21 protein-coding genes and 1 tRNA gene are annotated in these 21,218 nt (G+C 33.7%); 15 read left to right on the top strand and 7 right to left on the bottom strand.

The features are described from left to right. Nucleotides 1–490: 490 nt before the first annotated feature. Entirely contained in the window at nt 491–3,979 is a 3,489-nt protein-coding gene (cas13b, locus tag C1631_RS15230; RefSeq protein WP_109713157.1) for a type VI-B CRISPR-associated RNA-guided ribonuclease Cas13b, read from the bottom strand. 280 nt (nt 3,980–4,259) lie between these two features. On the opposite strand from cas13b, the gene C1631_RS15235 reads away from it, so the two are divergent. The 10 genes from C1631_RS15235 (at nt 4,260) to C1631_RS15285 (ending at nt 14,007) form a co-directional block, all read left to right on the top strand. Next, nucleotides 4,260–4,344 (top strand) — tRNA-Ser (locus tag C1631_RS15235). Nucleotides 4,345–4,889: 545 nt separating this feature from the next. After that, nucleotides 4,890–5,813 carry a helix-turn-helix transcriptional regulator gene (locus tag C1631_RS15240; protein ID WP_109713159.1) on the top strand — a complete coding sequence of 308 codons (924 nt, stop codon included), beginning with the start codon at nt 4,890–4,892 and terminating at the stop codon, nt 5,811–5,813. A 339-nt stretch (nt 5,814–6,152) separates the two neighbouring features. Then, nucleotides 6,153–6,890: a hypothetical protein gene (locus C1631_RS15250; RefSeq protein WP_109713164.1), complete on the top strand. Its 738-nt coding sequence runs from the start codon at nt 6,153–6,155 to the stop codon at nt 6,888–6,890. A 228-nt stretch (nt 6,891–7,118) separates the two neighbouring features. Further along, complete coding sequence (locus tag C1631_RS15255) at nt 7,119–7,418, top strand: hypothetical protein (RefSeq protein ID WP_306461417.1); 300 nt, start codon at nt 7,119–7,121, stop codon at nt 7,416–7,418. Nucleotides 7,419–7,697: 279 nt separating this feature from the next. Beyond that, nucleotides 7,698–8,210 (top strand): hypothetical protein, encoded by a 513-nt coding sequence (locus tag C1631_RS15260; protein WP_109713174.1) that lies wholly within the window; start codon nt 7,698–7,700, stop codon nt 8,208–8,210. Nucleotides 8,211–8,454: 244 nt separating this feature from the next. Continuing rightward, a complete protein-coding gene (locus tag C1631_RS15265; RefSeq protein ID WP_109713176.1) occupies nt 8,455–10,086 on the top strand; it encodes a tetratricopeptide repeat protein in 1,632 nt (543 codons plus the stop codon). 1,504 nt (nt 10,087–11,590) lie between these two features. Beyond that, nucleotides 11,591–12,088: a hypothetical protein gene (locus C1631_RS15270; protein ID WP_103250243.1), complete on the top strand. Its 498-nt coding sequence runs from the start codon at nt 11,591–11,593 to the stop codon at nt 12,086–12,088. Then, nucleotides 12,088–12,906 (top strand): helix-turn-helix domain-containing protein, encoded by an 819-nt coding sequence (locus tag C1631_RS15275; RefSeq protein ID WP_109713178.1) that lies wholly within the window; start codon nt 12,088–12,090, stop codon nt 12,904–12,906. The genes C1631_RS15270 and C1631_RS15275 overlap by 1 nt, the downstream gene beginning before the upstream one ends. Nucleotides 12,907–12,910: 4 nt before the next feature. Then, nucleotides 12,911–13,357 carry a nuclear transport factor 2 family protein gene (locus tag C1631_RS15280; RefSeq protein WP_103249223.1) on the top strand — a complete coding sequence of 149 codons (447 nt, stop codon included), beginning with the start codon at nt 12,911–12,913 and terminating at the stop codon, nt 13,355–13,357. Between the two features lie 290 nt (nt 13,358–13,647). Further along, a complete protein-coding gene (locus C1631_RS15285) occupies nt 13,648–14,007 on the top strand; it encodes a response regulator (RefSeq protein ID WP_165828311.1) in 360 nt (119 codons plus the stop codon). 35 nt (nt 14,008–14,042) lie between these two features. Here C1631_RS15285 and C1631_RS15290 read toward each other — a convergent pair whose 3' ends face one another. From C1631_RS15290 to C1631_RS24120, 3 genes are all read right to left on the bottom strand, one after another. Beyond that, nucleotides 14,043–14,390, bottom strand: coding sequence for a nuclear transport factor 2 family protein (locus C1631_RS15290; protein ID WP_109713181.1), 348 nt, complete (start codon nt 14,388–14,390; stop codon nt 14,043–14,045). 87 nt (nt 14,391–14,477) lie between these two features. Continuing rightward, nucleotides 14,478–14,627, bottom strand: a complete 150-nt coding sequence (locus tag C1631_RS24115) for a bacteriocin-like protein (protein WP_165828312.1) — start codon at nt 14,625–14,627, stop codon at nt 14,478–14,480. A 26-nt stretch (nt 14,628–14,653) separates the two neighbouring features. Next, nucleotides 14,654–14,797 (bottom strand): bacteriocin-like protein, encoded by a 144-nt coding sequence (locus C1631_RS24120; RefSeq protein WP_165828313.1) that lies wholly within the window; start codon nt 14,795–14,797, stop codon nt 14,654–14,656. 285 nt (nt 14,798–15,082) lie between these two features. Here C1631_RS24120 and C1631_RS15295 point away from each other — a divergent pair, with 285 nt between their 5' ends. From C1631_RS15295 to C1631_RS15305, 3 genes are read left to right on the top strand one after another with little or no spacing between them, the layout of a single operon-like run. Further along, on the top strand, nt 15,083–15,937 hold the full coding sequence (locus C1631_RS15295) for an alpha/beta fold hydrolase (RefSeq protein WP_103249219.1): 855 nt from the start codon (nt 15,083–15,085) through the stop codon (nt 15,935–15,937). 42 nt (nt 15,938–15,979) lie between these two features. Next, nucleotides 15,980–16,573: a dihydrofolate reductase family protein gene (locus tag C1631_RS15300; RefSeq protein ID WP_109713183.1), complete on the top strand. Its 594-nt coding sequence runs from the start codon at nt 15,980–15,982 to the stop codon at nt 16,571–16,573. Nucleotides 16,574–16,630: 57 nt separating this feature from the next. Then, nucleotides 16,631–17,002 carry a VOC family protein gene (locus tag C1631_RS15305; protein WP_109713185.1) on the top strand — a complete coding sequence of 124 codons (372 nt, stop codon included), beginning with the start codon at nt 16,631–16,633 and terminating at the stop codon, nt 17,000–17,002. A gap of 54 nt (nt 17,003–17,056) precedes the next feature. On the opposite strand, the gene C1631_RS15310 is transcribed toward C1631_RS15305, so the two are convergent. Then, nucleotides 17,057–18,034 (bottom strand): alpha/beta fold hydrolase, encoded by a 978-nt coding sequence (locus C1631_RS15310; protein ID WP_228441253.1) that lies wholly within the window; start codon nt 18,032–18,034, stop codon nt 17,057–17,059. Between the two features lie 95 nt (nt 18,035–18,129). Here C1631_RS15310 and C1631_RS15315 point away from each other — a divergent pair, with 95 nt between their 5' ends. Continuing rightward, nucleotides 18,130–18,993, top strand: coding sequence for a LysR family transcriptional regulator (locus tag C1631_RS15315; RefSeq protein WP_109713187.1), 864 nt, complete (start codon nt 18,130–18,132; stop codon nt 18,991–18,993). 113 nt (nt 18,994–19,106) lie between these two features. Here the strand turns inward: C1631_RS15315 and C1631_RS15320 are convergent, their stop codons facing one another. Both C1631_RS15320 and C1631_RS15325 read right to left on the bottom strand, forming a co-directional pair. Continuing rightward, nucleotides 19,107–19,916, bottom strand: a complete 810-nt coding sequence (locus C1631_RS15320) for an SDR family NAD(P)-dependent oxidoreductase (RefSeq protein WP_103248550.1) — start codon at nt 19,914–19,916, stop codon at nt 19,107–19,109. 79 nt (nt 19,917–19,995) lie between these two features. Then, the gene (locus C1631_RS15325) at nt 19,996–20,553 is read right to left on the bottom strand and encodes a Crp/Fnr family transcriptional regulator (protein ID WP_109713189.1); all 558 of its coding nucleotides are present in this window, start codon (nt 20,551–20,553) and stop codon (nt 19,996–19,998) included. Nucleotides 20,554–20,829: 276 nt separating this feature from the next. Here C1631_RS15325 and C1631_RS15330 point away from each other — a divergent pair, with 276 nt between their 5' ends. Beyond that, nucleotides 20,830–21,114, top strand: a complete 285-nt coding sequence (locus C1631_RS15330; RefSeq protein WP_103248548.1) for a molybdenum ABC transporter permease — start codon at nt 20,830–20,832, stop codon at nt 21,112–21,114. Nucleotides 21,115–21,218 lie beyond the last annotated feature (104 nt).

Raw genomic sequence — 21,218 nt, forward strand, 5'->3', positions numbered from 1 at the left:
GTATCCTTCAAATTGTGATACGTCCCAACGAAGCCGAATCCAGGACCTTCAACCCTGAGGTTGTGAGTACCCTTCAAATTGTGATACGTCCCAACAACCAATGCTTAACGATGTGCTGGAATGGTGTTGTGAGTATCCTTCAAATTGTGATACGTCCCAACCTATGACTTCTGCGTTGTGGTTTTGGAACCGTTGTGAGTACCCTTCAAATTGTGATACGTCCCAACTCCGGGAGATCCGGGAGAAGCTGCCGAGACGTTGTGAGTACCCTTCAAACTGTGATACGCCCCAACGTGGTAAGACTTGTATATTTACTCCATGGAGTTGTGAGTACCCTTCAAAATGTGATACATCCGAACCTGTTGAAATTACTTCAATACTTTACAGAGTTGTTAGTACTCTTCAAATGCATTATGTTTTTTTCTAGTTAAAATAAAAGAATATTTTTATAGTGTTATATGTTGATTTCAAAGATCTTTAAAATAATAAACTAGCTATTTTCTTTCAACTTTTGAACTGCTAATTTTACCAAGTCCAGATATAGCTCTGCTACAGTATTATTTTGTATTTCTGGATAGTTTTTCCTGATGAAATTATAAAATTGCACTGCCGGCAATTGGTTGTGAGCAAACTGGTTTCTAATCAGTATGACAAGAAAAAGAAGCCGTACCATTTCAGATTTTGTTTCAAGTATTTCAGAAGGAAGAGTTTTAAAGTCATTTTCCTTGAGGCTTTCAAGCCAAAAGTCTTCGTCTTCCTTATAGAAATTAGAATTTTTTCTTAAAATACCGTTTACTAAGTACATTTTGAAGTTAGGATGCCAGGCATTCTTTTGGTCTTCTATCTCAAATTCTCTGGGATGGTTTACTCCGTCCCAGGACCAGTTGGATAGGGTCTGCAACTCCAGATTCTGGATTTCTTTAAAAAGTCTTTCTCTTCGGATTACTTCATAGGAATTTTCACCTATAGAAAGTTCTCTTTCCAATTGTTCTTTGTTCCAGATCTTATTTGGGTCATAAGATAATAGCATTAAAACCTTATGATCAAGCAAAAAGCGATTAAATTTTCCTAAGTCCTTAAGTTTAATAGTAGGTTCGTAGATTTGTTTGCTTCTAAATGCTGTTGTTTTGCTCCAAATAAAATTGTCTTTTATAATGTTTGGGCTGTTGTCACCTTCTTCTCTCAGACTTTGTGCAAGAGCAATTCTTTCTTTTTTTGCTCTTTCTTCCTGTGTCATATAAAACTCATCAAGCGAAAGCGTTGTTGGATAGTGAAACACATTTTCAAATAGTTTTTCTGCAATCCTTTTCAGAAACAGATCTTGTATTTTTACTTTTTTTATTTTGAGATCCTGTTTTAGTTTGATAAGATCTAGCTGGCTTTCTCTGCTATAATGTATACTATTCTTTGCAAAGTTGTTATCTTTATACAGTTCACTATCCAAAAGCTCATTATAGTCTCTTTCCCAGCCATAGAAATGTTGGAAGCTATGTTCCGTTTTATACCCGTAGCTATACCATTCAGCAAAAAGCTCAGGGTTCTCAGTTACTTTTACCCCTTTTATAAATGTAGGGTTGCTGTCAAACAAACCTCTGGAGAAAACAAGAGGTTTAGATAAAACTTTATTTTTTTCTGTTTCTAAATCTTTTAATATATAATGCTTTTTCGGAAACAGATCTGCGGGCATTTGCTGTTTTATAAATTTGCGAAGAAACTTAGTGTTATGAGTATGTTGTTTTATATTTTCAGCCAGTTCTGAAAAATATATAGCTCTCTTTCTCAGATAGTTTTCATAAAACTTCTCAAAGTCTTTAGTCTCTGAGAAGCTATTAATAACCCAATTGTTCCAACAGGAGCTTCCATCTGAGGTATCCCATCCTTCTTTCAGAAGAAGAAATGCTTCTTGTGGTCTTTTTTCAAAATATGCAAGAGATTGTTGTAGCTGACTATGCTGGTAGCCTTTCCAGTTCTTTCTTTGCTCTGTAGGCATAAAACGCTTAATATCATCAGCCAGCCATGCGGCTATACGGCCAAGGTCACTATTAGAAAAAATAGACGTCTTAGGTGAATTTCTTCTCTGTTCCATTTTAGCTTTCAGTCGTTTTTCTTTAATAGAACTTAGCTTAGTCTCAGTGTCTTCAATCTCTCTTTCTATTAAAAGAGAAAGTTTTTCTGCATTTAAGGTTTCCTGCCCTTTTGCAGTAGTGTTGTTTCTTAGTCTTTTGCTTATTTGTGAGGCTGGAGCAGGAGTTTCAGGATCGTAATTTTTTATTTTTTCAAATCTTTCGGTCAGTTTGTTTTTTATAATTAGTTCTATATCTTTCGGTGTGGCGCCTTTCTCAAGTATTTGATAGAGTAGTGCAGGGATTTCGTTAAGAGATAGTAAGGCAACAGGCTCATCTATTCTCAGCCTATCTACACCTTTTGCCTCTTTAGAAATCATGCTTACAATATTATACTTGCTTAGTTTTCCTTTTCTTTTTTGCAATTCTTCCGGCTGCTCTTTTCGCCTTTTATCTTTGAAAAGGTCAATTCCTTTTTTGGTGGTTTCGTCTGCCAAGATATGCATTGGAATGTTGTTGTCTATAAATGCATAAGATGGATTAGGGAAGATTTCCCAGCCATTGCTATCATTAGGTAGTTCCAATTGTTCTTTTATGTAATCTGCTTTAAGATTACTTATTTTGGAAAGTCTACCAAAAACTTTTATTCTGTCTTTTACAATTCTTTCTGTTTGAAAGTTTGTCCCGTTAATATCCTTTATTCTTCTGTCATGAACATAATTTCCAACATGAACCTGAAATTTCAATGAAGTAGAACTCAAATACTCATCTAAAAATCTTATAGCAAAGTAATTAAACTTATTTTCGTAGCGTTTTCTGATGACAGGATGAATGACTTTAGAATCTTCAAGGCTAAGATCAGCATTTCCTTCTTTCATATACTCATTGATGTCCTCTACAAATCTTTCTTTTGTTTCTAAATCAAAAGCAGAGTAGACTTCATCCGGAACCTTACTTAGTTCATCAATGATTTGTATAAGCAAAGTTTCTTCATGAAATTCTGTTGAGAGCTTTTGCTGTATGCCTTTGAAGCATAGATAGGAGAAAACCCAGTGCGTAGCCATAAATTTCAAGCCACTTATTTGTTCTTCTCCTTGTTTTATAATTTTTGCTTTAAAACCTTTTACTCTACTTTTTAGATCTTCCATTTCTTTTCTTTCAAGAAACATACTGAGTAGGAATAGTATACTGCTTTGTGAAAAAGGAATTTTATTTTCCGCAGTTTCGGCTTCAGAATAAAAGGATTGATAGAAGCGTGAAGGCTTAATATTTTCCCCATCTCTATAAACCAAATGATTGAAAGCTGCGTTAAAAACTCCGTTTCTAATAGCCGTTTCATCATTAAGTTGTATTCTTTTGCCTTGGGCTTTAAGTTCTTTTAACCTTTGGATCTGCTGTTGGTATCGGATTTTGTATTCTTCTGAAAGGTTTTTATTAAGAAGTTGCTGTGTTTTATCATCCTTTTTTTTGAGTTTTTTGATTTCATTGGTGGTTTTTACAAAAATAGCATCAAGTATTTCAAAAAGTTCAGAAGAAAATTCTATTGGTTTATGATAATAGTGGGTGTAGAAGTTTCTTAGTTCGGAAATAGCTTTTAGAAGCAAAGAAAATTTTCTTTTGAAACCTATTTTATCATTGTCAGAGATTAAAAACCCTATTACAGGAAAATGCATTTTTAGAAACTTGTTTTTTTTCAAAAAATCAGAATCCGCATCATTGTCTTTAAAGCATATATCTAAAAACTGAGCTGTGTTTATGTTCTGATCTTTTCTTTCCGGAAAGAATTTTATTATAAATGCTTTAATAACATTGTCTATATTGTTTTGTGCTAGGTTGAAGAATCCCCCGAAAAAATATTTATCCTGAAGTTTTGTGTGGTCGTAGTAGATACCCGAGCTAATCAGAGTTTTTTCCATAGGTGTTTTTAGTTTATTGTTAAAATTCTTCCAATATAAGAATTAATAGGAAGATGAAAAAACGGGAAGCCGGAATAAGTGTTTATTGATCGGTTTTTTTGCATGGAAGGTAGATTAGAATTTTATATTTAAATTTGTTAAAGCAGGAGATGGAAAATAATTCCCTTGATTTCTAGTCTATTATTAAGTTTTGTTAAAATTTGTGTTGTAAAAGTTTTGCAGAAATTAAAAATCGTTCTATATTTGCACCACTGAAAACAACGATATAATCGGAGTTTAAGGAGAGTTGGCAGAGTGGTCGATTGCGGCAGTCTTGAAAACTGTTGACTGTAACAGGTCCGGGGGTTCGAATCCCTCACTCTCCGCTTAGGGAGACGTTAATTTTTTAACGTCTCCTTTTTTTATACTTGTAACATGTTGATTTCAGTTTGTCGTATTGTTTTTAAATAATGCAAAAATGTGTTCGAGTTTTGTGATATTTTCTTAAGCGAAAAAATATTCGACTTTAGAATATTCTATTATTCATTATTCTGTGTTCAATATTCCTCTAACCAATTAATCTTAAAGCTCAGGAACCTTATCTTTTTTGTGGAAATGTAATACAAAAAATGGTTTGTTTGGGCTAATAATGATAGCAGCTTAAAATAATAACAGTAAATAGAGTTTTTTTCCATGTAAAATTTTTATGATTTACCCTATGACAGGAGTTCGGAAGGCTTTAATTTCAAGTGAAATTTAGAATTTTGGCGAGAAAAATCTGTTATTTTCGGAAATTCTTACAACTAAATCAAGGAGATAAATTGTTGTTATTGGAGGTGTTGCAGGTGTATTCTCTTGCGTTTAATGTACATGGATTAAATGACAGATATTTCGATGAAAAAATGCCCTATTTTGGATTATATAAATTATCATGTTAAATTATATAAAAGAAAAAAGGCAGCTGGCTGCTGATGAGATTGAGTATGAAAAAAGTCTTTACTTTGATATTTATACTCTTGTACTTGTATTGATTCTTGGTTGCAATGTAGTCCTGAATGTTTTCTTTTTAAATCAGCCTGTGTATGGTGGAATATTCTTCGGAATGGTTCTTTTTATGTTGTGTACATTGCTTTGGCCGGATAGGATACGGTTTAACAGATATCTTTTAATGCTTCTTTTCTGGTTTCTGGGATTGGTGATTTTTTACTGTGATACCATAAGTGGAAATGGGGCTATGAATTATTTGTCATATATCTCTCTTACCATCGCTGTAGCATTTTTTTTTGACTATGATAAGGATAAGTATATCATTTTTATGCTTGTGTTTACCTATATAATATTTTTTTTAATCAACATTATCACAGACTATTCTATATTTTCATCTCTTCATCAAAATCTGTCTCCTGTAAAACTTTGGTATATAAGAGTTTATAAGGCATTGGAAATCTCCTTCTGTACTTTTGTTGGGATGTATATTATACATAGGAAAGAGAAAATGATCATAAAATATTATATAGAAAAAGAGAAACTTAATGACTTTATAAAGAAAACAGATAAGATAAGTTTGTCCAATGAATTGTATGAATTAGCAATGAGTAAAAACTCACTTTTTATTACCTATTTTAAATCTGAATTTCCTGAGTTTTTTGAAAAAATTTTAGAAGTCAACCCAAATCTCATTTCATCAGAACTAGAAATATGTGCTTTATTGAAACTAAACTTAACCACAAAGGAAATTTCAATTGCAACAAACACAACTATCCGTGCCGTAGAGAACAAAAAGCATAGGATTCGTAAGAAAATTAATCTCCCTACAGAAACGGACTTGAATTTATACATCATAAATAATTTTTGAATTAATTGATATTTAGTATGTTATGTGTTTTGAGTATAAGTAAGTAGGTTTAAAAGTAGATGTGAAAACTGACTTTTTAATATCAGGACACCTTTTTATCTAATATTGCACTGTCTAGAAAATCACACAGTTGTATTTCTGAAACAAAACACAAATGTCTTAATATATAGCTGGGAATATTATTTCCCAGCCTTCTCTCCGGGGGGAGCAGAATATTACTTCCCCCGATCAATTTAATATAAGGGATAAAGATATTGAATAGTAATTCATTGGGTTTACAATGATCCCTGGTCATAGAAATAATAAAAATTATTATATAATCCTTAAGTAAAAAACATTATGAAAAAATTTAGTTTCCTGGCAATTTTCTTTTTTATCAATGCCTATAGCCAAGTAGGAGTCAATACCGGAAATCCAACTGAAATATTGGATGTTAATGGTAATGAGAGAGTACGAATACTTCCCAAACATCAGACGGCAAATGCTATTTTTACAAAACCAGACGGTTCGAAATCAGATAATAAAGATCAGTCATTCATAGCAACTAAAACTGTGGTAGCAGATGCAAATGGAGTTTTGGGATATGTTGATGGATTACCCAAATCCAATGGTGGAGGTTTGGATATAGGAGATGCTATTACACGAATTTATTCTGTTCCTGCTGCCACTGCTCAGTCTGGTACATTTAACTTAAAAAATTATATAGTAGCCAATGGTTTGCAGCCTTTACCGTCAATAGATGGTTTGGAAATGAATTTACAGGGAGTTAATTCAGACTATTATGACCCACGTATATATAATATATCCAATGGGGCTTTACTTGTTAGTTATCAGTCGTTTGCTACAGTTGGTAATGAAAATGAAACTTCATTAAATAACAATCTGCAGGCAGGAAGCTATCTTCAGATTGATGCTAATAATATAGTATTTTGGCGTACAGACGCAGCAGAGGTTGAGACCACAAATCTTCAGGTGCAGATTGATAATAGTACTTACAGATGGTACGAATTTAAATGGTGGTGTATGGAAGTATCCGGACAAAAGAAGATTTTTATGTCGGTAGTTCGTAAAGCTTAAAACTGAGTGTTTTTAGTGTGGATAACACATTTGTAAACAATTGTAGTAATCTTTCCGGTTAGTAAAGGAAAAATTCCATTGATATTTAAACTCACTTAAAATACCTTTGATTCGGATTTAAAAAACATAAATATTGGAGAATTAATTAAAGAAACCGTAGCACAAAATGAGGTAGAAATATCCCGTATTTGTAGTTTTCTCAAATGTTTTGAAGAAGAGTTCATCAGCATGTATAACGAAGATAATCTGGATACTAATACACTACTGCGTTGGAGTAAATTACTTGAGTATGATTTTTTCCGAATCTATTCTCAGCATTTAATACTCTATAATCCAATTAAAAAAGGACAAAATAAAAATATAGAAACCCAATTATCCCAATTCCGTAAGAATATTCATATGAAGGAAATGAAAGATCATATCCATGAAAAGATCAATAAAGGTGAAATAACCCATAGGGCGGCTATAAAAGATTACGGAATTCCTAAAACAACACTATACGCATGGATGAAAAAAGACAACTATTAATGCCTGATTAAGCAGCAACACTCTTCTCTTAGATTGTTCAATGTTAAAATTAACTGCTGGTAGGGTAAGTAGAATTTCTGATACGGTTAGAAAGTATTATTTAAGGTTATGAACTTTTTAACAATATATTATTGGGCTAACTACCAATAATAATAAAGTGAAGGTATTATAATTTTGACAATGTAGAAACCCAATATAAGAATAATGGAAGTTCTGCTGAATATCGGATAAACAATGTAAAAATAATTAATAGTTATAATTTCAAAGACTTACATAAATATGAGAAATGATTTTTTCCAAGATTATTATGCTTGGACCAAAGGTGAAATAGAACAGGGAAAATGGATGGTAACCGCTGCGGTTCTTCTTGCTCCTGTCTTGCTCCTGCTCGTGAAAAATAGTAATGTAATTTTGCGTGGGATGACCCTGCCGCTTTTTCTGCTTTTTGCAGTTAATATCGGATATGGAGGCTATTTATTGATCAATAGAAATCAACAGGAGCAAAAAGTGGAAATACATACAAAATCACCCGCTGACAAAGCTCTTAAAAATGAATCACAAAAACTAAAGAAAGACCACAATGTCTTTTTAATATTGAAGAAAATCTGGGTTACATTAATTGTTGTTTCTTTAATATTATATCTGATGACGCCTGAAGGTTATTATAAAGGTTTAGCACTTGGTTTTGCCATAATGTTTGTCGGTCTTTTGACAGTTGATACTTTGCTTCACCATAGATTAATACAATATCTTGAGAGTGTTGATTTAAAAATAGAATCAATATCAAAATAAGCTGAAGGTAGTGATTGTATTATCAACAGCCGTGTTCTTATAATACTCAATTCAATTGCCTTAAATTGGATATATCTGGTTTATTTCCTATTCAGAAATTATAACGAATTAAAGCGATGGTTAATGGTTTTATCTATTTGTGAGATAGAGTGTTAATTGTAATTTGTTATGTGATGGATATAGCAAAAAAAATTAATCAAAATGCTTGAATTAATGTTTATTTTGCATATTGCAAACATCAACCATGAAAAATTTTATCTTCCTCATATCGTGTTTCTTTTTTAGCAGTATGTATTGCCAGGTTTTATCTGAAAAAGACCTGGACAAAGAGATTAATGAACTAAGGGAACTAAGCAGTACCAATCCTAAAAAAGCGATTCAACTTTCAATAGAAAGCTATAATTCAGCAAAAAAAATAGACTACAAGAAAGGCATGCTTGACAACCGTATGATCCAGATGGCAAAGTATTTTGATCTTGGAGATTTTAAAAAGGTAATTGAAATCAGCAAAGAAGCAGAACTTCTGTCAAACAACCTGGATATTGCGGAAGACTTATCAAATACCTTCAGACTCAGAGCTTCAGCCTATACTGAGCTGGGATTCAATGATGAAAGCTTAAAAGACTTTACCAAAGCTTTAGAAATATCTGAGAAGATCACATCTTCTGATTCCAAATTTTATTATAGATCTCTTATCTATACAGGAATTGGAAGCTATATGGCCCATATCAATGCTCCCGTAGATTCTGTAATGTCTTATGAAAAAAAAACATTGGCTGAAGCTTTGAAAATAAGTGCTGATAAAAATTTTATAAATAAAAAGTATTACCTGATTTCCAATGTTTATACGAATTTGGGAATGATTAATGTAGCGAAGGGGTACCCTAAAAAAGCAGAAGAGTATTTTATCAAAGCTTTAGAAATTTGCAGAAATAAAAATTACTCAATAAATATACAAACAGAGATACTCGTTTTAAACGAATTTGCGTGGCTTTATTTTGATCAGAAAAACTATGACAAAGCTATACAATATGCTAAAGAAGCTGCTGTTATGGAGAAACAATTCAGTTTTCCATACATCCGAAGAGATATATATGAAATTCTGTTTAAATCCCAAGTAGAGAAAGGAAATAAAGAAGAATCTTCCGAATACATGGCGAAATTTACCAAGTTGAATGATAGTATTGTAAATGCTGAAAAGAAAACGATTAATACTCCGATGAAACATATTTTGTCTGAAAAAGAGAGTGATAATCACGATAGAATGAATAGAATATTGATAACAGGGGCAGCTTTATTTGTTCTTTCAATATCAGGAGGGTGGATCTATTGGAGAAGAAGAAACAAAATCTTACATCAAAATTATGAGAAGATCATCGAAAACTTAAAAAAAGCAGAATCTGTATCTGCTGAAGAAAAAGATGTTCCTGCTGATGCTCTGGTCATAGAAGATGCTGGAAGTATCGTCTATCCTCATGAAAAAACATCAAATCTTATTATTAAAAATGATACTGTAAATAATATTTTGTCAAAACTGAAGAAAATTGAAAATTCACAGAAATTTATCAAAAAGGATTTTACACTCACATTTCTTGCCAGTGAGCTGAATACAAATCCCAGATATTTATCTGAAATTATAAAACAACATAAAGGAAAAAGTTACAATAATTATATTAATGGATTAAGAATTGGCTATATTACCAATAAACTCTATAAAAATCCTGTATACAGAGAGTATAAAATCAGTTATCTGGCAGAGGAATGTGGTTTTACATCCAGGGAAGTCTTTGCAGTTATTTTTAAAAAAGAAACGGGGATGACTCCTTCTTATTTTATCAGCCAGTTAAAGCAAGAAGACGTAATGTATTTACAATAGCTCTTACTAGTGAATCATAACACCTTACTTCGATGAGGAGCTTTTTAAATTTTTTCGCTTCATTTTTACTAAAATCCCAATACTATTACCCGAGTGGTTATGAGGTTTTAAAAATTCTAATTTTAAATTTGTTATAACGTTATTTATTCGGAAAATCTAACATGAATTCTTTTCATGTTGGCTAATAAATCCATAATCTTGCAGAAAAATAGATAATAAACATTGTTCCAACTGAATCAATTGATTTTATTTACACTTAAAATACAACTGATGAAAAAGAATATTATAATCAGAATTTTGATTCCCTCAATCACAAGTTCTGTTTCCATTCTTTATTGTTTGGCCCTTTCCAAAAGGGCCTGTTTTTAGTGATGAACAACTGAATGATTTCTATTCTGCTCATCATCATTCTTTATTTTAATATTAATAAAGAAATTACAGATTGGGGTATATCATTGAGGGAAATATGGTTATAACTGCTGTAATACTGATAGAATATAACCTTATAACCCCATCATCAGGCCTGTTTGTTGTAAAACTACGTCTGATAAATGTGGTTTTGAGAACAGAATCTTTTATTGTACAGTGTAGCAGGTCCTCAGTTGAATATCATAAAGCCGGACGCGGGAAAGATGTCTAGAAACCTTGATTGGTCAATTTTGAAAATAGTTTTACAGATTAATAAAACCTGAAATATATAAACCTATATATAAAATTTATGTCCCTATCTGTAGAATCTAATCATTTTAAGGTACAGTTTATTGATCCCAAGTAACATGTTAATAGATATAAAAATATAATATATACCATGAAGTTCATTAAATTTTAATGAAGAAAACACTCATATTTTGTGGGTGTTTTATTTTTGATAACAGCCCTAAAATATTAATTATGGAAATTGATACTTTAGAAAATCAACTCTCAGTGCTATTATGTAATGATTTTAATACATGGCATACTGTATTGAATCAAAGGTAATGAGTGTTAGATGTTTACGTTAATTGTATAGTTGTCTTTGTTTGTTAACCATACTCAAAAGGTATGGTAATACCGCTTTCTTAATATTCTATACGAGCATTGATACCTGAGCCAGACATTTTAAGGGCTGAGATTATGGACAATTTAGAAGTAGTGTTAAATAATCTGAAAAATGTAAAAAAACTCCATGTTTAACTATAAGTAATTACAAATCAACTATTTAATTTTATTTAAAAAAATAAAAGTGGTATTAAGAGTTCGACAGGGCTCCGTCACTTTCCGCAAAAAAGTCAAATGACGCCATTGAAAGACAATTGGCGTCATTTTTTTATGGCCTTCTAAAAATTTATCGTAAAACACTACCATTATATTAAGTTTTGTCTCAGGCAAAATTTTGAAATTATAAAGCAGTAAAAGATTTAGGAAACCCGATTCATGCCATGAGCCATACAGAAAATAATATTTGAGCTTTATAGAAAGTAATATTTCATTTTGTTTTAAGACATTTGTCTTAAATATTTTGAATATGGATCTTTTAAAGCTAAGTATCGAATGGGCCAAGGCCGAGATATTTTCCGCAAAAATAGTCTGGCTGTTTAGTATAGTTGCATTGTTGAGTGCTGGTGGTTTTGCTCTATGGGGCAGAACGGCAATGGCAAAGGCATTTGTCATTCCATTATTTGCCTCGGCTTTGTTCCTTATCGCCGTGGGAGCTGGTTTATACTATGCAAATAAACCTCGTATCGCGCAGTTTGAAAAAGAATATCAGTCAGATACTGAAAGCTTCGTGAAAAAAGAGATTGAGCGTACGGCAAAATCTGAGGGTGATTTTAAGCTGATCTTCAAAATCCTGCCCTTAATAATAATAGTGGCTGCCATATTATTTATGATATTATCGTCACCTAATTGGCGTGCCATAAGTATCACCCTAATTCTACTATCTGTATTTCTGATGGCTGTTGACAGTAATACCTCTGCCCGCAATGCCGCATATCACCAGCAACTTGTAAAAGAGTTATCGTAATGAAGGCTATAACACCACCATCTACCGATTCGTTTGTTTATTCATGTGCATCTGAAGATCAATGGGGATATGAACAGTTTATTCCTGAACATATATTGGCATTCCAGGTATCCGGTGAAACACATATATTCCATCAACAGGGAACTTTTGTTTTAAGGAAAAATCAAATCTTATTAGCTCACAGAAACCAATTTGCCAAAAGCTTAAAAATGCCCGGTGCTGATAAAGAATATAAAGTGGTTTCTATTATTTTAAAATCGGAAGATTTGAAAAATTTCGCTTCGCTTTATAATATTACATGCGACAAAAGGTATTCAGGCAAATACAATCTGATTTTTAAACCTGATGCCTTTTTCAAAAGTTATTTCCAATCTCTTATACCCTATTTGGAACAGCCTGATAAAAGCAATAAGAATATGGCTTTTGCCAAAGTGGCAGAGGCTGTACAGATTTTATTGAACTTGCGTCCTGAGTTTCGCGATTTTCTTTTTGATTTTAATGAACCTCATAAAATAAATCTTGAAGAGTTTATGCTAAAAAACTATCAATACAATGCCCCGATCGGGAGTTTTGCGAAACTTACAGGAAGGAGCCTTGCTGGTTTTAAAAGAGATTTTATAAAATTATTCCATACACCGCCTGCCAAATGGCTTAAAGAAAAGCGGCTCGAACAGGCATGGATCTTAATCCATCAGGAAAATAAAAAACCAGCAGATATTTACCTTGATATTGGATTTGAAAATTTATCCCACTTCTATACTGCCTTCAAAAGGAAATATGGGCTTACACCAACGGAAAGTTTAACAATCAAAAAATAATAAAATGAATATTGAACAAAGAGTCCAGGAAGCCGAGGATCGCTTGGCCATTCGCAAATTAGTTGATGATTATGCATATTGTGCTGATACAAGAAATGCGCAGGGCCAAATGGCATTGTTTACAGAAAATACTAATTTTGAGGTGTATTATGACCCTAAATCAGATACTCCTTCACAGGTAGTCAGTAGACGTGCAGATTTGTTTCCTATATTTGACAACCTGAATATTTACAATGCCACCATGCACTTTAATGGACAGCATTCGGTTACTTTCAATGGAGATAAGGCAACAGGCATTGCTTATTGTATGGCACATCATCTTACTATTGAAGAAGGCAGGCAAAAACTAATGGTGGCTGCCATTAGATACTATGACACCTTCGTAAAAGAAAGTAGCGGGTGGCTTTTTGCAGAACGAAAATTGATGGTAGACTGGATTGAGAATAGATAATCCACTTAACGATACCTTCGAATATCATTTAAACAGATAATAGACTTAATATTATATTTTCATTAGTATGTAATAGAAATTTCAATAGTATCTAAAAATGTTAAAAAAGGGATTAAGTGTTCAACAGTAATCCCTCTCAGCACGCAAAAAAGCCTTAGAATGAAAATTATAAGGTTTTTTTTTAAATGCTTCTTCCAGATTGCTTCTTCTATTTTTACTCCTTATTTGAAAAAATATATTCTGTAAAGTTATTCAATAATCCTTCCTATATTTGTTTAAAATTACACGATATGAAAAAAAAGGTGGTGCTCATTCAGGAGAATGAAGTGATTCTGGACATCATGGATGAAGTGCTTGAGGATGAGGGTTTTGAGGTGACACCCTCTTTGACCACGGAGCCTATTGAAAATATTGAAGAAATTGATCCCGATGTAGTTGTGGTAGATGATCATATCAAAGGCGAGAAAAAAGGATCGGAGGTTATTAAAGAGCTTAAATCTGATCCTGATACAGAAGATCTCTCTTCCGTTCTTACTTCCACTGCCCATAATATTGCACAGACTGCTGAAAATTGTCAGGCTGATGATTATATTCAAAAACCTTTCGATATAGATCACATGATTGATGTAGTCAGGAAAAATGCAGAATAAAAAGTGAATAAAGTTTCGGAAGTTTACGTTTTGTGTTAACCTTCGATAACAAAAGCTTCCAGCTCAGCCATTTTATGATCCTCAAATCGCCAGATATCACAATAAGAGTAATCAACCATTTTTCCTTCCGGACCTTTCATACTTATGGTACCGACAGCTATCACGAAATCTCCATCATTAATCATTTTTTTTACATTGAATATTGGAGGTTCCACATAAGTTTCAGCCATATATTGTCGTACCGCTTCCTTTCCCGTAAGAACCCGGTCTCCTACAAAAGTCCATTTTATATGATCAGTGCAAAAAGACAAAAAACCTTCGTAATCTCCCTTTGTAATAGCTGAATTTGCCTTTTCCAGAATTTCTTTATTTTGTGTACTCATGGTCTCTATCATTTAAGCTGAGAATTCTTTTCGTTGCAAAAAGATACAAAAAAGCCTTACAATCACATTATAAGGCTATTCATTTTTTTAACTCAATATATCACATGGTGCAATACAAAGCACCCAGGGACATCTTTTGATTCCCGGAGGTGGACAACATGCTTCGGAGCAACCTGGTGTGGCTCCACCATTAATCGTTTTTAACTGATCTCTGGAAATTTTCTTAGAATTTTTCATAATACAGTAATTAGGTTAAACGTAGATTAAGGTTGATTTCCACCGCCACATCCGTCGAATGGCATGCATTGCCATTTTCCACCGATTAAGCAGATTTGACCTCCAGGGCAGTTAATACCCCCTTTAATTGCTTTTAGCTCTTGTCTTTCGATTTTCTTTAAATTTTTCATAATATTTAGGTTTAGTTGTGCTCGAAATTAATCAATTTTTATCAATAGTAGTTCAGATTTTATGAAATATTTATTTTTAAATGTTTTTATTATTTGATATTTCTCTTGAAATGTATTGAAATAGAGTAGAATGTAATAATTGTAATAAAAAAGAATGATATTCTTTTAAATAAAAAAATATAGTGATTTTTTCTTTCCTGTAAATCTTGTCTTGTGACAAGTGCATTTTCATGATAACCTGGTAAATTTGGTTAAAAGTTTACTAACCTAAATCCACTTAATAGTATGAAAAATCTTCTGACAACAATAGTGATGATGCTCTTTGTTTTGATGGGATCACAGATATATGGGCAAAAAATAAAACCTTCAGAAAGCGGTTATGCTTCTGTGAACGGGGTCAAAACGTATTATGAAGTCTATGGAGAAGGCAGACCGGTTATTTTGCTCCATGGAGCCTTTATGACGATTGATATGAACTGGGGACAGATCATCCCTGAACTCTCTAAAAATAGAAAAGTAATTGCTCTTGAATTGCAGGGGCACGGACATACGCCATATTCAGACAGAAAACTGGTATATCCTACGTTAGCCAGTGATGTGGAAGGAGTAATGGATCAGCTGAAAATTGAGAGTGCTGATGTTGTTGGATACAGTTTTGGGGGTGCAATAGCCTATCAGTTTGCCATTCAAAGTCCCAAACGACTAAAAAACCTGGTGATTATCTCTGCAACCTATAAAAATACCGGATGGCTTCCTGAAGTGAATCGTACTTTTAAAACAATGCAGCCTGCCATGTTTGATAAAAGTCCACTGCATGACGGCTATAATGCCGTTGCGCCGGATAAGACGAAATGGACAAAGTTTTTGGAGCAGATGATGGTTTCGGTTAAAACACCATTTGATCTCGGGGATTCTAATATTGCTAAAATTTCTGCTCCTGTGTTAATTATAGCGGGGGATAATGACGGATTGGATAAAATGGAGCTGATAAAAACCTATAAATTGCTGGGAGGTGATGTATCCGCAGACCTTTCTCCTATGCCAAAATCTCAACTGGCTATTGTTCCGGGGCAGGGACATGTGAGTCTGATGATGCAGACCGCAACCATTCTAAGCCATCTGAATAATTTTTTAAAATAGCTTATTAACACAATCATACATCTTATCATAAAATTAATTACAATGAGAAAAATAACCGTTTTACCAATGATTTCAATAGATGGTGTCATGCAGGCACCCGGTGGCAGAGAGGAAGATCCTTCAGGAAATTTTAAATACGGAGGCTGGACAGTTTCCTACGGAGATGAACTTTTTGGCAAAATCATGCAGGAAGAAATGAAGCCTTCAGACTATCTGTTGGGAAGAAAAACATATGATATTTTTGCGTCTTACTGGCCGGATCATGGCGATTTTTGGCCGGCTATCAATGAAGGAACAAAATATGTATTATCCCAAACCATGGAAAAGTCAGATTGGGAAAATAGTATTTTCCTAAAGAATGTAGAAGATATCCAAAAGCTGAAACAATCGCAAGGACCCGATCTTCAGGTTTGGGGGAGTAGTGAGCTCATTCATTTATTGTTGCAGCATGATCTTGTAGATGAAATAAGGCTTAAGATTTACCCATTAATTCTGGGTGAAGGGAAAAAACTGTTTGATCAGAATGCTGTTCCCGGAGCTTTTGCTTTACAAGAGAGTCATATAACATCCAAAGGAGTAATCATAGCTCATTACAAACGGGCAGGGGAAATTGTGACCGGAGAAATTGAAATATAAGTTGGTATATTAAAGTGATCAGTCTAATGGCTTTTGCACCTTTCAAAATATAAAAATATGGATATAAAATTTGAAGCCGGAATTAATATCGCCATAAAAATTCCAAAAAATAAATACGAAAAAACAGTGGCTTTTTACCGCGATATTTTGAAGCTACCTATACAAGAAAAAAAAATTGATAACCCAACGGTTTCCAGAACACATGAAGTAAAATTCGGACATAATATCATCTGGCTGGATTGTGTAGATAACTATACGCATTCCGAAACATGGTTGCAATTGACAGTGCCCAACGTAGAGGAAGCAACAGACTATCTGCAGTCAAATGGTGTGGAGACCTGTGACGAGATTGAAGAGCTTCCGGAAAATATGCATTGGATTACCGATCCCGCAGGAACAGTATTCAATGTACAACAGAGCACATACTAGACATTAAAAAGCAGAAACCAATTGATTTCTGCTTTTTTTCGCGGATTGTATGGGTTATTGAGGTAGTCCCTTCATAAATTCGAGAATTTCTTCTCCGATTTCTCCAGCATGAGTTTCCAATGCAAAATGTCCGGTGTCGAAAAACTTTAATCTGGCATTGGGTAAGTCCTTTTTATAAGCTTCAGCTCCCTGAGGTAAAAAATAGGGATCCTTGTCTCCCCATACCAATAGTGTTTTCGGTTGGTTCGCTCTGAAATATTCATGGAATTTCGGATATAAAGCTACATTGGTTCTGTAATCTCTTACCAGATCAAGCTGTATTTCTATATTACCGGGTCTGTCAAGAAATTTTTGATCCAGTGTATACGCTTCCGGAGCAATTAAAGTCGGGTCAGAAACTCCATGATGATATTGGAAAAAAGTAGCCTCTTTAGACACAAAATCTTTTAATGAAGTCCGGTTAGTTTCTGATGGATCTTTCCAATATTTTTGAATAGGATTCCATTCCTTACTTAATCCTTCTTCGTAAGCATTTCCATTTTGTGAGATAATCCCGGTGATCTTTTCCGGATTGTTCATAGCCAGACGTAAGCCTACGGGAGCCCCATAATCAAAAATGTAAATAGCAAAGCGTTTCATTTTCATTTGGTCAACAAATCCCTGTACTGTTGCCGTCAGATTATCGAAAGTGTAGTTGAATTCCTGATGATCCGGAGCGTCAGAATATCCGAATCCCGGGAGATCAGGTGCGATCACATGATATTTTTTACTGAGTAGAGGAATCAGATCCCTGAACATATGAGATGACGTAGGATATCCATGGAGTAGAAGAATAGCAGGTGCATGGGAAGGGCCTGCTTCTCTGTAAAATATATTAAGTCCGTTGACATCCATGTTGCGATAGTGAATTGAATGGTTTTTCATGTTGTAATTATTTAAAGGTAACTTTTGAGTGGTTTGTGCCAGGGTTATGATGTTCATAGATAGTGCAAGTGACATCCCTGTGATTAATTGTTGGACTGTTATTTTCATTTATTTTTTTTTTACAATTCAAAATTAATGCGGATATTTGATTATTGAAAACGATTAGTTGTGATGTTTTGAATCACTTTTTATGATTGATTAAAATGAATATAAACGATTTGAAAATATTTGAAGCTGTTGCGGAGAGTGGAAGCTTTACAAAAGCCGCGGCAATGATGTTTACAGTACAATCAAATGTTACAGCCAGAATAAAAAACCTTGAAGACGAGTTTGATACCAGGCTTTTCGCCCGTACATCCCGGAAAGTAGAGCTTACCTCTGAAGGGAGGGTATTGATGCAATATTGTAAACAGATTCAGCATTTGGTAGAAGAAGCAAAAAGAAATGTCAAAAGCAGTGATCATGTGAGTGGCCATCTGAAAATAGGATGCATAGAAACAACGATGGCATTAAAAGTACCGGAGATACTGACTATTTTTGAATCAAAATATCCCGGTATTGAATTAGAATTCAAGTCAGATCCCAGAAATTCGCTCATTGCAGATGTTTTGAACTATAAATTGGATGCTGCTTTTGTCTCTGCCCCTCTCAATATCGACGGGCTGGAAAAGATGAATGTAAAAGAGGAGAAGCTTGTTATTTTAGCGTCTTCAGAAGGACCACAACTGCCCACATTAATCACAAAAGAACCATTAAAAATTGTAGTATTTGATGAGGGATGTATTTTCAGAGAACGATTAGAGTCCTGGTTAAGTCATAAAGGTATTCTGAATTATAAAAGTACTGTGGTGAATTCTATTGAGGGAATTATCAACTTCGTGGAAGCAGGATTAGGAATCAGTTTATTGCCCGAAGAGATACTTTTAAATTATTATCAGAATAGAAAAATCAAAACATATGGTCTCAACAAACAATTAGGAACCATGAATACCGTATTTGTATTTAGAAAAGACGGGCCTCAGTCAAGAGCCTTACAGTGTTTCATGGATTTGTATTCACAATTATAATAAGTGACCATATTGCCCTAAGTGAGGTAGTTTCAAAAACCAAATGCTGTGAATTTTGAAACTACCTTAGTTAAAATCAAATCCTGTAACTTGATTAAAAAGAGGCTTGGTTATTAATTTTTAGGAAAAAATCTTTTTTTCATGGTATCAATTACGGCTTCAATACCTTCTTCTCTTAACCATTTATATTCTGACGTAGCAAGATTACCTGCGGTATAGTGCAATTGTTTCTTATGGTCAGTAGCCGCTATATAAACAATATCAGCAATACTTTCCGGGGTATCACGTTGAGTCCCGGCATCTTCTTTCATAGTGGTGATATATTGATTGAAAACCTCCTGATAGTCCTGATGCGTAGTAAATTGAGCGTTGTTCCCAAAATGGGTCTGCATATAAGCCGGAACAATGGTTTTTATGCAGATCCCCAAGCTATTTAATTCATAACTCATTCCCTCTGTCCAGGTTTCCAATGCTGATTTTGTTGCAGCATAGACGGCTACAAACGGATAAGGAATATTGGCGGTAGAGGAAGTTGTTGTAATGATAGTTCCGGTTTTTCTTGTTCTGAAATAGGGCAGAAATGCCTTTGTGACAAGAATCGTTCCCAGAAAATTGGTGTTAATCAGCTGTGCTAATTGCTCATCAGTAGTTCCTTCAAAAGGTCCCATAAGGCCATATGCTGCGTTATTGAATAATACATCTATGGGACTTATCTTTTCTGCTTCAGCTGCTATCCGGGTGATTTCTTCAGGATTATTCAGGTCCAGTTTTAAAAGATAAACATTAGATAATTGGGTAAGTTCGGTCTCTTTTTCAGGGGCACGCATTGCGGCAATGACTGTCCAGCCTTTTGACGCAAATAATATAGCTGTTGCTTTTCCTAATCCTGATGAAGTACCTGTAATGAAAATTGTTTTACTCATTTTTTTATTTTTTTACAATTGATGATGTAAAAATGCGTAGTAAAAAAATGAATCTGTTTACCATTTGGTAAAAAGTAACCTACCGAATGGTTTTTCTTATCCTGCTGAGTGATTGTTGGGTAATGCCCAGATAAGAAGCGATGTATGATAGTGGAATGCGGTTGACAAGTGTGGGATATTTTTCCATAAATTCCAGATAGCGCGTCGTGGCATCCTGAGAAATTAAAGGACTTACTCTTTTCAGCTTTTGAACCAACGCAGCATTGGTGATCTTATGAATCATATTTTCCCATTCAGGAATCGTGTCGGAAATTTCTTTCCAGCCGGCGTTAGGAAATACAAGGAGTTTACAATCTGTAGCTGCCTGAATATATTCAGCAGAAGGTACATTTTTAAGATTAAAAAGTAAATGTTTTTCTTCGATAAAAATTTTAGTGATTTCTTCACCTTTGTCATTATAATACCAGATACGGAAAATGCCATCAAGAATAAACCCCACTTGTTGCAGAATCTTGCCTTCTTCTGCGAAATATTTACCTTTATAAAGTTCTGTTTCTTCTGCTTTACTTATAATCAGATCAATTTGTTTTGGGTTCAAATGAGCAAATTGCAATAGGTACTTTATAAATTCTTCCATGAGTACAAAATTAACAATAATTATTGGGGTGAATTATGATCTGACAGAAAGTAGATCTTATAAAAATAATGAAGAGTTTTTCAGCCAAATTAATGAATTAGCACAAGTCTTTAAAAGGTGTTAAATCTCATTAAAAGGAAATATTATTTAGATTAATCTTTATAAATAAGAATATACTTAAGTAAATGAGATTATTATTAATATTTTTTTTGTGAAATTTCACGATGATAAGAATTATTTTATTTAAATTTATCACGCACCAAAAAAATCACAATCATGGATTATACCTTTCTTATTATGGGCATTTTCTTATTGGTGACCGGTATTCCTTTACACTACCGGATCAACAGAAGAAGATTCAACAGACGTAATGCAGCAGGACTGGAAGGATTTACTACATATGAACAGGCTACTGCAACAAAATTGATAGAAGGCAGTGGCAGATTGATTTCCTATATATTGATCATCACAGGCCTTATATCTCTACTGATACACTGGCAGGATAAAAAAAGAAGGGAAAAGGAAACTCAAAATAAAGTTTCGATGTCCTTTCACTCATAGATGATAGAAAAGTAAACTGCTTTTCTGTTAAAATGATCATTTATGCCAGCTAAAGCGATCAGGATTCACTTTATTTTTCAGACCACAAGGGAAAAGTAAGTCTG

It is taken from the genome of Chryseobacterium phosphatilyticum (genome assembly GCF_002899825.2).
In the GTDB taxonomy this organism is placed as follows: domain Bacteria; phylum Bacteroidota; class Bacteroidia; order Flavobacteriales; family Weeksellaceae; genus Chryseobacterium; species Chryseobacterium phosphatilyticum.